We start from the raw sequence: 13,463 nt of genomic DNA, 5'->3' as shown, positions 1-13,463 counted from the left end.
CGATCAGTTCCTTACAGTCTTATCCAAAGGAGCGGAGGCGTTGATCAAGCTCAAGACCGCGGTGTTACTCGGCGCGTTGCTGTTTCTGGGCAGCGAGGAACTGGAAGCGGCCGCCATCCCGGGCCTGCCTGCAAGTGCTACGGCCGCAACACCTCCGGCACACCCGGAACCGTTGGTGCAGGGCGGCTTGCTAGGTGCCATCAGTTCAAGCATTGACGAGGTGCAGAACAAACTCGATCTCAACGAAAACCTCGTTGACGCCTGGCGTCTGCGCGCCGATCGGGCGGCGGATGAAGTGGATCAACTGGTCAATCAGCCCTCCGCCCGTTCGAGCTGGAGCGTGACAGGGGATTTCCTGTTACTGACCTTGGTCTGGGCAGCGGTTTTCGCCTCGCTCTGGTTGCTCGGGAAATGGTCGGCGCAGCGCCTGTGTGAACATCGTTTGCTGCTCAGCCGCGAGCGTGGCCAGGCCTTGCTCGGTTACGTGTTGCCCTACAGCATTCCGGCCGTGGTCAGCCTGCCGCTGACAATCTATGCCAGCCAGTTTTTACCAGTATCGGCCGGTCGGGCGCTGGCGCTGTGTTTTGCCTACGCCACCAGCAGTGGAGTGTTCGCGGCGTCGTTGGTGATGTCGTTGGTGGTGCTGTTCAATTCCGGCCACAAACGTCGGGCAGTGCAAATCATCCGTCAGGAAAGTCCGCGACCGCTGTTCGCGATCGGCTTCCTCGTCGCCCTCAGCGATGCCCTGACCAGTCCGCAGATCGCTCATCAGCTGGGCAACAACCTCACCAGCAGCATCGCGGTCTTTACCGGTCTGGCGGCCTCGATTTCCTTTGGGTTGCTGGTGATTCGCCTGCGCCGTCCGGTGGCTCAGCTGATCCGGATCCTGCCGCTCGCCCAGCGTCGCAAACAGCCGGCGCTGCGAGAAACCCTGCGGATTTTTTCCGGGCTCTGGTATTGGCCGATTCTGTTGATGGTGCTGGTGTCGATCATCAATCTGATCAGCGTCAGCGATGACAATCAGCAAGTGCTGCGCAGTGCGCTGTTCACCACGGTCTTGCTGATTGCCACGGTGTTCCTGAGCACCACGCTGCATCACTTGTTCAAGTCGCGCAGTGAAGCGGACGTGCGCCGCAGCAGCGCCTACAAAGAGCGGTTTCTGAACCTGTCCCACGCTTTGCTGCGCATTGCCATGGCCATTGTGTTCATCGACATCCTGGGGCGCATCTGGGGGGTATCGCTGTTCGATTTCGCGGTGAGCAATGCGGTTGGTCGGGCGATCAGTGATTCGCTGAGTCATATCGGTTTGATCTTCCTGATCACCTGGATGGTCTGGGTCGTGCTCGACACGGCGATTCAGGAAGCCCTGAAACCACCGGCCAACAAACGCTCGGCGCGTCAGCCGAGCACGCGGGTGAAAACCATCCTGCCGCTGTTGCGCAACGCGATCAAAATCATCCTGGTGGTGATCTGCGCGATTACCACCATGGCCAATCTTGGGATCAACGTTGCACCGTTCCTGGCCGGTGCCGGCGTTATCGGTCTGGCCATTGGTTTCGGTTCCCAGCAACTGGTGCAGGACGTGATTACCGGGTTGTTCATCATCATCGAAGACACACTGTCCATCGGCGACTGGGTGGTGCTCGATTCCGGGCACGCCGGCACCGTCGAGGGCCTGACCATTCGCACTTTGCGCCTGCGTGACGGCAAGGGCTTTGTGCACTCGGTGCCGTTCGGCCAGATCAAGGCGGTAACCAACCAATCGCGGCAATTTGCCTATGCGTTCTTTTCGGTGCAGTTCACTTACGACACCGATGTCGACAAGGCCATCGAACTGATCCGCGAGGCCGGGCATTCCATCAGCGATGACCCGTTCCTGCGGTACAACCTGCAAGGGCCGCTGGATGTGTTCGGCGTCGACAAGATGGACCTCAACGGTGTGGTGCTGACGGCGCAGTTTCGGACCGTGTCGGGTGGGCAGTATACGGTGAGCCGGGCGTTCAACCAGCGTTTGAAAAAGCTTGTGGATAACAGCCCGTGGGTGCATTTCGCGCAGACTTATCCACAGCAGGTTTTGATGCCGCGGCATCCTGAGCCGCCGCAGGATGGCGTTGTGGAGCCGGAACATTCGTCGGTGTTGATGCCGGAGCGGCCGAGGCCTCAATAGCTCTAGTGGCAGTGCTGGCCTCATCGCGGGCAAGCCCGCTCCCACAGTGATCTTTGTTGTTTTGGAAATTTGCATTCACAAGGAAATTCCTGTGGGAGCGGGCTTGCCCGCGAAGAGGCCGCCCCAGTCAACATCAATGCCGGATCAATTTATTGCGCACCTCAACACCAGCCTGTTGATCCAGCTCCAACCAAAAAACCTGCTTGCCCGCAATCTCGGCAGCCACCGGTAACCCATCCCGATACACCAGCCGATTACTCGCCAGCGCCGGCACTTTCGCGCCGGGCAAAAGGGTGCCAGCCAGGTTCAACGGATCAACCCCGCACACCGCGATCAAACTGCCGTCATGTGGCCGACGCCGAACTTCCCGCAGCAGTGGAATCGCCTCAGGCAACGCAAATTGCTCACCCGCCAACCCACTGACAAACCGCCCGCCACGAATCTCACCCCGCGCTTCCAGTCGATGGAAAGTGCGCAGCAATTCCCGCCAACTCGGCAGCCAGTCCGCCTCACGCTCCAGCATTCGCCAGAACACGACGCCGTAGCGGCGCAACAAGGTCATGGCGATGTGTTCCAGGGTGTCGGCGGGTGTCGGTGCCGGACGCGAGTTATCCACAACCTGCGCGACGGGACCACGCCTGAGTAGCGCCCAACGCCCGGCATCGTCCATGCCGCCGACAAACGCCCCGCGCCCGCGACGACTGCTGCGGTTCTGGCGCTTGCTGGCCGGGGTAATCAACGCCCGCAGACCGGCGAAGCTGTCAGCGTTCACCAGCCCGGCGCCCACCAGTTCCTGCAAGGCGATTTCCAGTTCCGAGCGCAGCAGATGGGCTTCATGAATCAGCTCATCAAAAAACAACGCGCCGTGCTGGCTCAGGGCGGCGTGGACCTTCTGCGTTTTCGGCGACAGTTCGCTGACCGGCGTCTGCTCGGTCAATTCGCTCCAGAGGGCGACCCGATTGCGCGGCAACAACACGATCGGCGTGCTGCGCAGGGCCGTGCTGGCGCTTTTGTGCGCGGTGAGCCGGGTCCAGACCAGTTTGCCGCTGCGGCACAACTCATCGAGCCAGGTTGCCGAATAATCCTTGATGCGCGCCGGGAGGATGTCGCTGTCCCACGCTGATGCGGCGGCAGGGTAGCCTTCGAATTGAGCGATGATTGCCGGCAACACTGCGTTGCCCTGACCTTGGGTGGCGCTGGACAAATGCTGCCAGTCGAACAAAAACCGCATGAAATCCTGCAACGCCACCGGCTCGATTTCCCGCCGCAATCGCTTGACCGTGTAGCGGTGAATTCGCGCCAGCAGATGCCGCTCGCACCACTCTTCTTCCGCGCAGCCTGGGGTGAACCGGCCGCGCAGCACGTAACCTTCACGCTCCAATTGCGCCAAGGCTTGGGTGACTTGAGTCGGCGGTAATCCGAGCGGTTCGGCAATCGCCTTCAGCGGCAATGGACCAAAAGCGCTGAGCCGCGCACGAATCACTTCCAGCACGGCTTCGTCTGCCGCCCAAGGCTCATCAAAGCCCGGCAGTGCTTCCAGTTCCGGCCACAAAGCGGCCTGTGGAAAAATCGCCAACAGGCAGGTCAGCCGTTCCCGTGCCAGCCACAGGGAATGATTGATCACGCAGGCGCGACCGCTGTCTGCCAGGGTATTCAACCAATCGTGCCAGTCCGGATTGCTTCGAGCTTCGGTATCGGTGATGCACGCCAGGCTCATCAGCGCCTCGTGCATTTCATCGGCATTACCGGGTGTGGGCCAGGCTTCTTCGCGAACGGCGGCAATGGCTTCGGCGTCCAGCGCGCCGAGGTCGTCGGTGGATTGCGGATCGCTCCAGCGTCGATTGAGCACCGCTTGCGTGCGGCGTTCCTCCAGCGGCGCATCGTCGAGAAAGGTGTAGGGGCGGGCGCTGAGAATTTCGGCGGCCAACGGCGAAGGCGCCGGCAAGTCGCGGCTGATCAGGCGGATTTCTCCGCGTTCCATGCGCCGCAACAGCGCCAGCCAGCCTTCGGTGTCCATGGCTTCGTGCAGGCAATCGTCGAGGGTTTGTTCCACCAGTGGGTGGTCAGGAATTTCCCGTTCGCCGGCGAGATTTTCCACGCAGGCGATCTGGTCGGGAAACACGCTGGCGATCAGGTCTTCGCTTTTCATCCGCTGGATCTGCGGCGGCACTTTGCGCCCGCCGCTGTAGCGCGGCAGCGCCAGTGCAACCCCGGCATTCCAGCGCCAGCGCACGCCGAACAGCGGCGCGTCGAGCACAGCCTGGATCAGCGTGTGCTCGGCGCTGTTGCTATGCAGGTAACGCCAGACGTCATCGAGTTCAAAGCTGTGGCTGGTGGACAGCGAAAGCACGATGGCGTCTTCGCTGGCGGCGGCCTGCAATTCGAAGTTGAAGGTGCGGCAGAAACGCTTGCGCAGGGCCAGGCCCCAGGCGCGGTTGATGCGGCTGCCGAACGGGCTGTGGATGATCAGTTGCGTGCCGCCGGACTCGTCGAAAAACCGCTCCATCAGCAGCGTATCTTGCGACGGCAAGGCGCCGAGGGTCTGGCGCGCGGGAGCCAGGTATTCCACCAGTTGCTCGGCGCTGGCGAGGTTCAGGCCGAGGGTTTCGGTCAGCCAGTCGAGGCTCGGTTGCAAGTTGCCCGGCGTAGCGCCCAACAACTCATCGAGGTGCGCTTGCAGACGGGCCACGGCCAAGGACAATTCGGCACTGCGCCCCGGCGCTTCGCCGAGCCAGAAGGGAATCGTCGGCGGTTGGCCCTGGGCATCTTCGACCCGCACCTTGCCGGTTTCCACCCGCAGGATTCGATAGGACGTGTTGCCCAATTGAAAGACATCCCCGGCGATGCTTTCTACCGCAAAGTCTTCGTTGACGCTGCCGATGTTCAGCGCCTGAGGCTCCAGCAAAACGCTGTAGTCGGCGTTGTCCGGAATGGTCCCGCCGCTGGTCACCGCCGTCAGTTTCGCGCCACGGCGCCCGCGCAGGCTGCGGGTCACGGCGTCGCGGTGCAGGTAGGCGCTGCGGATGCCCTGACGGCCGTTGTAGCCCTCGGCGAGCATTTGCAGCAGCGCCTGATAGTGTTTTTCGTCGATTTCGGCGTAGGGCGAGGCACGGCGCAGCATGTCCAGCAAGGCTTGCTCTTGCCATTCCTGGCAGCTGACTTCGGCGATGATCTGCTGCGCCAGAACGTCCAGCGGTGCCACGGGGATCAGCAGCGTATCGAGTTCGCCCCGACGTACACAGTCGAGCAGCGCGGCGCATTCGATCAGGTCGTCGCGGGTGGTGGCGAACAAGCGACCCTTGGGCGTGCCGCCGACCTGGTGCCCGGAGCGGCCGACCCGTTGCAGGAATCCTGAAATCGAACGTGGCGAGGCGATCTGGCACACGAGGTCGACATCGCCAATATCGATGCCCAGTTCCAGCGATGCGGTGGCGATCAGCACTTGCAGCTCGCCGCGCTTGAGCCGCTGCTCGGCGTCGAGGCGAAACTCCTTGGCCAGGCTGCCATGGTGGGCGGCTACTGCGTCTTTGCCGAGGCGTTCGCTCAAGTGCCGGCTCAAGCGTTCGGCCAAGCGTCGGGTGTTGACGAAAATCAGTGTGGTGCGGTGTTCGCGGGCGAGGGCGGCGAGGCGGTCGTAGACCAGCTCCCAGATATCATTGGCCATCACCGCCGATAACGGCACGGGCGGCACTTCGATGTCCAGGTCGCGGGGGCGCGCATGGCCGATATCGACGATTTCGCAGGAACGGTCGCGACCCACGAGAAAGCGCGAGACCGCTTCGATGGGTTTCTGCGTAGCGGACAGGCCGATGCGCACTAGCGGCTCGGCGCACAGCGCCTGCAAGCGTTCGAGGCTCAGGGCCAGGTGACTGCCGCGCTTGCTGGCGGCGATGGCGTGGATTTCGTCGACGATCACCGTGCGCGTGGTGCCGAGCATTTGCCGACCGGAGTCGGAACCGAGCAGCACGTACAGCGATTCAGGAGTCGTGACCAGAATGTGCGGCGCAATCTTGCGCATCGCCGAGCGCTCTTTTTGTGGCGTATCGCCAGTGCGTACGGCTGTGGTGATCTGCAATTCGGGCAGGCCCATCACGCGCAACTGTTCGGTAATGCCGGCGAGCGGGTTTTGCAGGTTGATGCGAATGTCGTTGGACAGCGCCTTGAGCGGCGAGACGTATACGACGAGGGTTTGGTCTGGCAGACCCTCAGGGTTCTCCAGGCCACGATGCACCAGATCATCGATAACGGCGAGGAACGCGGTGAGGGTCTTGCCCGAGCCAGTGGGCGCGGCGATCAGCGTCGACCGCCGCTGGCGGATCAACGGCCACGCCCGGGCCTGGGCGGCGGTGACCGCGGGGAAGGTGTGGCTGAACCAGGCGCTGACGGCGGGGTGGAAGCCGTTCAGGGCACTGTCTGCGGGGATGGGCAGGTTCATGGAGTGATTTATGCGGGTGAGGACGGGAAGATGCAAGTACCGCTCGGTTTATTAATCCCCCCTGTGGCGAGGGAGCTTGCTCCCGTTCGACTGCGAAGCAGTCGCCAGCAATTTGGGGCCGCTTCGCAGCCCAGCGGGAGCAAGCTCCCTCGCCACAGGGGCGCGCTGAAATCCCGGACATCTACACTTTACGGATGACGGTTGCGCACTAAACCCGCAAAATGCAACGATTCCGGCAACTATCAACGGTATCGCCTGCGGGTGATGCCGATAAAGCCATCGTTCCAATCAGACTGGGCCTGCTGACTCTATGCGAATGCGCCTTATGTTACTGGGCGGCGGAAATGCCCTTGGGCAGGCGCTGATTCGCCTCGGTGCGGAGGAAGACATCGGTTTCCTCGCCCCCCGCCCGCCGCAAGACGGCTGGGATGCCGCGAGCCTGACGCAACTGCTCGACGACACCCGTCCGGACGCGTTGATCAACCTCGCCTACTACTTCGACTGGTTCCAGGCCGAAGCGGTCAGCGAACAGCGTCTGGCCGGGCAGGAACGCGCGGTCGAGCGCCTGGCCGAACTGTGCCAGCACCACAATATCGTGCTGGTGCAGCCTTCGAGTTACCGCGTGTTCGACGGCTCCCGCGCCACCGCCTACAGCGAAAAAGACGAGCCGGTGCCTCTGGGCCAGCGCGGTCAGGCGCTGTGGCGGATCGAGCAGAGCGTGCGCGCCACTTGCCCGCAGCACGTGCTGCTGCGTTTCGGCTGGCTGCTCGACGACAGCCCCGACGGCACCCTCGGGCGTTTCCTCGGTCGGGCCGAACAACCTGAAGAGCTGCTGATGGCCGACGACCGCCGGGGTAATCCGACGCCGGTGGACGACGCTGCCCGGGTGATCATTTCGGTGCTCAAGCAACTCGATTGCGCAGCGCCGCTGTGGGGCACCTACCACTACGCCGGGCACGAGGCGACCACGCCGCTGGCGCTGGGGCAGGCGATTCTCACCGAAGCGCGGGCCCTGCATCCGCTGGCCATTGAAGCGCCGACCGCCCAGGCTCACGCCGCGCGACCGGACGCCGCCGAAGAACCGCAACACGCGGTGCTGGCCTGCAAAAAAATCCTTCACACCTTCGGGATCAAGCCACGCGCCTGGCGTGCGGCGCTTCCGGGCTTACTGGACAGGTTCTATCGCCATGGCTGACGGCCCCGTTCTCATCACCGGCGGCGCCGGTTTCATCGGCTCGCACTTGACCGACGCCTTGCTCGCCAAGGGCCATTCGGTGCGGATTCTCGATGACCTGTCCACCGGAAAACGCAGCAACCTGCCGCTGGACAATCCCAAGGTCGAGCTGATCGTTGGCGACGTCGCCGATGCCGCGCTGGTGGCACGGGCGATGGCCGGTTGCAGCGCCGTGGCGCACCTGGCGGCTGTCGCCTCGGTGCAGGCTTCGGTGGACGATCCGGTGAAGACGCATCAGAGCAATTTCATCGGCACGCTGAATGTCTGCGAAGCCATGCGTCAATCCGGTGTGAAGCGAGTGCTGTTTGCTTCCAGCGCGGCGGTGTATGGCAACAACGGCGAAGGCGAGTCGATAGATGAAGACACGACCAAGGCACCGTTGACGCCTTACGCGTCTGACAAGTTGGCGAGCGAGCATTACTTCGATTTTTACCGGCGCGAGCATGCGTTGGAACCGGTGATTTTCCGCTTCTTCAACATCTTCGGCCCGCGCCAGGATCCATCCTCGCCGTATTCCGGGGTGATCAGCATTTTCAGCGAGCGTGCGCAGAAGGGCCTGCCGATCACCGTGTTTGGCGACGGTGAGCAGACGCGGGATTTTCTCTACGTCGAGGATCTGGTCGCGTTGCTGGTGCAAGCGTTCGACAAACCGCAGGTTGATGTCGGCGCGGTCAACGTCGGATGGAACCAGGCGACCAGTCTCAAGCAATTGCTGGCTGCGCTTGAAGTGGTGGTCGGTGAGTTGCCGCCAGTGAGTTACGGCCCGGCGCGTTCCGGTGACATTCGTCATTCCCGGGCCAACAACCGGCGATTGCTGGAGCGCTTCAAAGCGCCTGCGCAGACGCCGATGAGCGTTGGCCTGGCGCGGTTGCTGGGACGATAGAAAAAGGCGCCTGTTGAGGCGCCTTTTTTTGTTGCTGATCGTTCCCTTGCAGAGCTTGGGAGCGATCCATTCACCACCACGTGAATCCTTAGAACTTGTAACCCAGACCGACCATGTAGATGAACGGATCGACGTCCACGTTCACCCGTGCCCGAGTGCCTGGTGCCACGGCGTCGTTTTCAACAGTGGCACGGGTATCGATGTCGATATAACGCACTTGGGCGTTGATCATCACGCGGTCGGTCAGCATGTAGTCGGCGCCGACCTGCCAGGCCATGCCCCAGGAATTCTTCGCCTTGAAGTTGCTGAAACCGTTGGCGCTGGCTTCGCTGCCGACGTGTTCGTCGTAGATCCAGGTGTAGTTGATACCAGCGCCCACGTACGGCTGGAAGGCAGACTTCGCGTCCAGCGGGTAATAGACCACGCTCAGGGTCGGCGGCAGGTGTTTCAGCGAACCGAGTTTGCCGTTGGCCGCAGGCAGCGCCGTGCCCTTGAGTTTCACGTCATGCTCGAACGGCGTGGCCGCGAGCAGTTCGATACCCCAATTGTTGGTGAGCATGTAGGCGAAGTTGAGGCCCAGCTGCGTGTCGCTGCTCATGGTCGCCTTGCCACCCAGATCGGCGCCGCTCAGCGGGCCTTGATCGACCTTGACGGTGGAGCTATTGGCTTTCGGGTTGACGGTGATCGCGCCGGCACGAAGGATGATGTCACCGGCCTCGTGGGCGTGGGCGAGCGGGGCTGCGAGCGCTAGTGCTACCAGCGAGGCACCGAGCAGGGACTTGTTCATGGGGGCTCCAAAGGACGTTAAAAATTTTCGATGTCCAATGGTAAGCCGGCTAACTATTTGGTCTTTTGACGCAGCTCAATGAAAGTGGGATGGGGTGGTTTTTGTGGTGTTTCTGAATGCCTCATCGCTAGCAGGCTAGCTCCCACATTGGTCCGGTGTATGCAGATCCATTGTGGGAGCTAGCCTGCTAGCGATGACTATCGATCAAACAACACATGACTGCCAGATTCACTCGGGCAATTCATACAGATAAATCTTCTCCGCCTCCATCTGATACCCGGCATCCGCCAACTCGCTAGTCGACGCTTTGACTTGCATCGCACCTTCGATCCAGTACGGCTGATACAACTCGTCAAGCTTCACGCCCACTTCGCTTTTGACGTGCACTATCTGGTTCGACGGCGGTGGCGGCACATGGATGCATGCGCCGAAATACGGCACCAGCAGGAAGTCCGTGGTACGACCGTCTTCACTCACTTCCAGCGGCACGATGTAGCCCGGCAGGCGAATGTTTTGCCCATCGAGCGCTTTGACCACGGGGGCATTTGGCATGTCCTGCTTGGCTGCCGGCGCCGACTCGGCGGACAGAGCATCGCTCATCTTCGACATGTCGTGCAGCGGCGTCATGTTCGGCACTTCGGGTGCGGCGTCCGGTGGAATCATTTCCGACCAGGTCAGCTCTTTCGGCTCGGCTGCCCACAGCGGGAGGGCGACCAGCATCAACAGCGCAAAAACAGCGCGGGGCATTTTCAAGGTCCTCATAAACGGATCGACAGGCCATCGGCCAAGGATTGGCGATAAGCGCGCCAGGCCGGCACGCTGCCCATCAGCAGCGCGGCGATCAGAATGCCACCGAGCAGCGTCCATTCATATTCGCTGGGCCAGGCCAGCGGCAGAAACAGGCCGTAATTGGCTTGCACGTAACCCTGGGCCACGGCGATGCCCACGTAAAGCAGCGCTACGCCGGCGACCACGCCGGCCAGTGCCAGGGCAAACGCCTCCAGCACCAGCAACGTCGCGACATGCCACGGACGCGCGCCCACTGACCGCAAAATTGCCATCTCGCGGCGACGTTCGTTGAGGCTGGTGAGAATCGCCGTGAGCATGCCGATCAAACCGGTCAGCACCACGAACAACGAGACCACGAACAAGGCTTTTTCTGCGGTGCTCATCAAACTCCACAACTCTTGCAGCGCTACGCCTGGCAGGATCGCCAGCATCGGTTCGCCACGGAACTCGTTGATCTCGCGTTGCAGGGCAAAGGTTGAAATCTTGCTATTGAGACCGAGCATGAACGCGGTGATCGCTTGTGGCGTCAGGTCCATGTTGCGCGCCTGATCGGCGCTGATCCGCCCGTTGCCAAGAGCCGGCACACCGTTGTGCCAATCGATGTGAATCGCTTCCATCCCGCCGAGGCTGATGTGCAGCGTGCGGTCCACCGGTGTACCGGTGCGCTTGAAAATGCCGACCACGGTGAACGGTTTGTCGTCGTGCTTGACCAGGCTGATCGCCGCCACGCCGTGGGCGAGTACCAGTTTGTCGCCGAGTTTGTACTTCAACGCATCCGCGACTTCGGCGCCGAGCACCACTTCGAACGGGTCGGTGGCGAAGGCGCGGCCATCGGCCAGTTCCAGGTGTTGCTGGCGACCGTACTGGTAATGCTCGAAGTAGGCCTCGGTGGTGCCCATCACCCGATAGCCGCGATGGGAGTCGCCGAGGGACATCGGGATCGCCCATTTCACTTTCGGGTTGCTGGCGAAGTGTTCGAAGCTGTCCCAGCGAATGTTGTTGGTGGCGTTGCCGATGCGGAATACTGAGTACAGCAACAGGTTCACCGAGCCGGAGCGCGCGCCGACAATCAGGTCGGTGCCGCTGATGGTGCTGGCGAAACTGGCTTTGGCCTCTGTGCGCACCCGCTCTACAGCCAGCAACAGGCACACCGACAGGGCGATGGCGAACGCGGTGAGGATCGCGGTGAAGCGGCGGTTAGCCAGGCTGGCCATGGCTAGACGAAACAAATACATCTCAGACCTCGGACGGGGTGGCGGCGCGATTGAGTTCGGCCAGCGACAGGTTGCGATCGAACAGCGGCGCCAGGCTCTGGTCATGGCTGACGAACAACAGGCTCGACCCGGCTTCGCGGCATTCGGCGAACAGCAGTCGGATGAAGTTTTCCCGGGCGTCGTAATCGAGGGCCGATGTTGGCTCGTCGGCGATCACCAGCTCGGGTTGACCAATCAGCGCGCGTGCGGCGGCTACCCGTTGTTGCTGGCCGATGGACAGGGAATCGGCACGGCGACTGAGGATGTTTTCATCCTTTAAACCCAAATGGGCAAGCAGGGTGGCAGCCGCTTTATCGACGCTGCCGTGGCGCTGTTTGGCGCGCTCGGCGCGCAGTTTCGAGAAGTGGCAGGGCAGTTCGACGTTCTCGCGCACCGACAGAAACGGCAGCAGGTTGAATTGCTGGAAGATGTAGCCGGTGTGATCGACGCGGAAATGATCGCGGGCGCCGGCCGACAGTTCGGTCAGCTCCTGGCCGAGCAGGCGAATGCTGCCGCGATCAGGCTTCTGCACGCCGCCGAGCAGGCCGAGCAGGGTGGTCTTGCCGCTGCCGCTGGGGCCTTTGAGGAACAGGGTTTCGCCCGGTTCCAGGCGAAACGCCGGGATGTCCAGCAGCGGCGGGTGACCGGGCCAGCTGAAGCCCAGGTCGGACAGTTCGATGAGTGCTTGGGTCATGGCGCCGATTTCAAGAATATTGATGACCTGTAGGAGCTGCCGCAGGCTGCGATCTTTTTGATCTTGAAAGTCAAAAGATCGCAGCCTCGTTTCACTCGACAGCTCCTACAAGGGATCTGGGTGGATTCAGAATTTCAGGGCCGCAGCCTTGGCCGTGACTTCAACCCCTTGCTGCCCGCTCGGGCCGATCAGTTGTACCTGAATTTTCTGGGTGGCCGGGAAGGTGTTGAAAATGTTCGCCAGATCCAGGGTCTTCAGCGCGCCCGGCGTGGCGCAGGTGAATTGGTAATGGGCGTGGATTTCGCTGTGGTCGTGGTGATGCTCGTCCTTGGCGTCTTCATCGTGATCATCGTCGGCTTCTGGTTTATCGCCGAACAACGGGCTTTCCAGTTCCTGACTCGCGACCACGCAACCGGCGGCTTTTGGCAGGTTGAACAGGGCCAGCGGTTTCTCCAACTGAACGCGGGCGGCGGCGACTTTGGCTTTATCGGCATCGCTGGTGGCGGCGTGTTCGAAGCCCACCAGATTCATCGCCGGGCTTTCCAGCTCCAGCTCCAGGGTCTGGCCGTCCAGCGCTGCGTTCAAGCGACCGACGCCGTGTTCATGGGCGCCGAGGCTGCCGTGCTCATGGGCGTGGTCATGTTCGTCGGCCGCATGGGCGACAGCCAGCGGCAACAAGCCAAACGGCAAAGCGAGCAGCAGACGACGCATGGCGAGTCTCCGAAAGTAAGATGAAAAATTTGTTATGTAATCTTATAACGTAAGTGCGGAGAGTTTGACTGTCTGCTTGGCGTTGCACAAGTCCCATGGGAGCATGCAAGTCAGAAAAGTGCAGGAGCGAACTTATGTTGCGAATTCGCGGAAGCATCGGCGATTGGCCGGTGGATTTGACGCTGGAGATGGATGACGCCGACTGGGCGCGGCTGGGTGCGCAGTTGCAGGTGGAAAAAACTGCGGTTAGCACACCGGTGGCAAAACCACTGAGCCAGGACGATTCACAGTGGCAGGTCGCCAGGGATTTGCTGCGCCAGGCCGGGCAGCTCAGCGGACCGGATCTGCTCGATCAACTGGAAGGACTGACCGGCAGCGCGGCGGCGGGCAAGCGCCTGTTGGTGCGTCTGCGCCACAGCCCGGACGTGAAGGTGGAAAGCGGCGCTGATACGCCGATCTATCGCTGGATCTAGCAGGATCTGTAGGAGCACGGCTTGCCGGCGATGGCGA

10 protein-coding genes are annotated in these 13,463 nt (G+C 61.9%); 4 read left to right on the top strand and 6 right to left on the bottom strand.

The window, feature by feature from the left end:
- Nucleotides 1–40 precede the first annotated feature (40 nt).
- A complete protein-coding gene (locus V6Z53_RS29855) occupies nt 41–2,167 on the top strand; it encodes a mechanosensitive ion channel family protein (RefSeq protein WP_338583388.1) in 2,127 nt (708 codons plus the stop codon).
- A gap of 133 nt (nt 2,168–2,300) precedes the next feature.
- Here V6Z53_RS29855 and V6Z53_RS29850 read toward each other — a convergent pair whose 3' ends face one another.
- A complete protein-coding gene (locus V6Z53_RS29850; protein WP_338583386.1) occupies nt 2,301–6,602 on the bottom strand; it encodes a crosslink repair DNA glycosylase YcaQ family protein in 4,302 nt (1,433 codons plus the stop codon).
- A 310-nt stretch (nt 6,603–6,912) separates the two neighbouring features.
- Here V6Z53_RS29850 and V6Z53_RS29845 point away from each other — a divergent pair, with 310 nt between their 5' ends.
- Nucleotides 6,913–7,797: a sugar nucleotide-binding protein gene (locus V6Z53_RS29845; protein WP_338583385.1), complete on the top strand. Its 885-nt coding sequence runs from the start codon at nt 6,913–6,915 to the stop codon at nt 7,795–7,797.
- The gene (locus V6Z53_RS29840) at nt 7,790–8,719 is read left to right on the top strand and encodes an NAD-dependent epimerase/dehydratase family protein (protein WP_338583384.1); all 930 of its coding nucleotides are present in this window, start codon (nt 7,790–7,792) and stop codon (nt 8,717–8,719) included. The genes V6Z53_RS29845 and V6Z53_RS29840 overlap by 8 nt, the downstream gene beginning before the upstream one ends.
- An 88-nt stretch (nt 8,720–8,807) precedes the next feature.
- Here the strand turns inward: V6Z53_RS29840 and V6Z53_RS29835 are convergent, their stop codons facing one another.
- The 5 genes from V6Z53_RS29835 to V6Z53_RS29815 form a co-directional block, all read right to left on the bottom strand.
- Nucleotides 8,808–9,506 (bottom strand): OmpW family outer membrane protein, encoded by a 699-nt coding sequence (locus tag V6Z53_RS29835; RefSeq protein WP_338583382.1) that lies wholly within the window; start codon nt 9,504–9,506, stop codon nt 8,808–8,810.
- 228 nt (nt 9,507–9,734) lie between these two features.
- On the bottom strand, nt 9,735–10,253 hold the full coding sequence (locus tag V6Z53_RS29830) for a DUF3299 domain-containing protein (RefSeq protein ID WP_338583380.1): 519 nt from the start codon (nt 10,251–10,253) through the stop codon (nt 9,735–9,737).
- Between the two features lie 11 nt (nt 10,254–10,264).
- Nucleotides 10,265–11,530 (bottom strand): ABC transporter permease, encoded by a 1,266-nt coding sequence (locus V6Z53_RS29825; protein ID WP_338583378.1) that lies wholly within the window; start codon nt 11,528–11,530, stop codon nt 10,265–10,267.
- A gap of 1 nt (nt 11,531) precedes the next feature.
- On the bottom strand, nt 11,532–12,242 hold the full coding sequence (locus V6Z53_RS29820; RefSeq protein ID WP_338583377.1) for an ABC transporter ATP-binding protein: 711 nt from the start codon (nt 12,240–12,242) through the stop codon (nt 11,532–11,534).
- Between the two features lie 126 nt (nt 12,243–12,368).
- Nucleotides 12,369–12,953, bottom strand: a complete 585-nt coding sequence (locus V6Z53_RS29815) for a DUF2796 domain-containing protein (protein ID WP_338583376.1) — start codon at nt 12,951–12,953, stop codon at nt 12,369–12,371.
- Nucleotides 12,954–13,087: 134 nt separating this feature from the next.
- Between V6Z53_RS29815 and V6Z53_RS29810 the strand changes: the two genes are divergently transcribed.
- Nucleotides 13,088–13,426, top strand: coding sequence for a hypothetical protein (locus V6Z53_RS29810; protein ID WP_338583375.1), 339 nt, complete (start codon nt 13,088–13,090; stop codon nt 13,424–13,426).
- Nucleotides 13,427–13,463: the final 37 nt, after the last annotated feature.

The organism is Pseudomonas sp. MAG733B (assembly GCF_036884845.1).
Lineage (GTDB): Bacteria > Pseudomonadota > Gammaproteobacteria > Pseudomonadales > Pseudomonadaceae > Aquipseudomonas.
Note: the sequence above shows the minus strand (reverse complement) of the source record. Positions and strands in the feature narration are given on the sequence as shown.

Excerpts from the sequence above, each read along its gene's own strand:
- V6Z53_RS29850 (WP_338583386.1), bottom strand. The coding sequence starts at position 6,602 with ATGAACCTGCCCATCCCCGCAGACAGTGCCCTGAACGGCTTCCACCCC.
- V6Z53_RS29845 (WP_338583385.1), top strand. The coding sequence starts at position 6,913 with ATGCGAATGCGCCTTATGTTACTGGGCGGCGGAAATGCCCTTGGGCAG.
- V6Z53_RS29835 (WP_338583382.1), bottom strand. The coding sequence starts at position 9,506 with ATGAACAAGTCCCTGCTCGGTGCCTCGCTGGTAGCACTAGCGCTCGCA.
- V6Z53_RS29815 (WP_338583376.1), bottom strand. The coding sequence starts at position 12,953 with ATGCGTCGTCTGCTGCTCGCTTTGCCGTTTGGCTTGTTGCCGCTGGCT.
- V6Z53_RS29810 (WP_338583375.1), top strand. The coding sequence starts at position 13,088 with ATGTTGCGAATTCGCGGAAGCATCGGCGATTGGCCGGTGGATTTGACG.
- V6Z53_RS29830 (WP_338583380.1), bottom strand. The coding sequence starts at position 10,253 with ATGCCCCGCGCTGTTTTTGCGCTGTTGATGCTGGTCGCCCTCCCGCTG.
- V6Z53_RS29840 (WP_338583384.1), top strand. The coding sequence starts at position 7,790 with ATGGCTGACGGCCCCGTTCTCATCACCGGCGGCGCCGGTTTCATCGGC.
- V6Z53_RS29820 (WP_338583377.1), bottom strand. The coding sequence starts at position 12,242 with ATGACCCAAGCACTCATCGAACTGTCCGACCTGGGCTTCAGCTGGCCC.
- V6Z53_RS29825 (WP_338583378.1), bottom strand. The coding sequence starts at position 11,530 with ATGTATTTGTTTCGTCTAGCCATGGCCAGCCTGGCTAACCGCCGCTTC.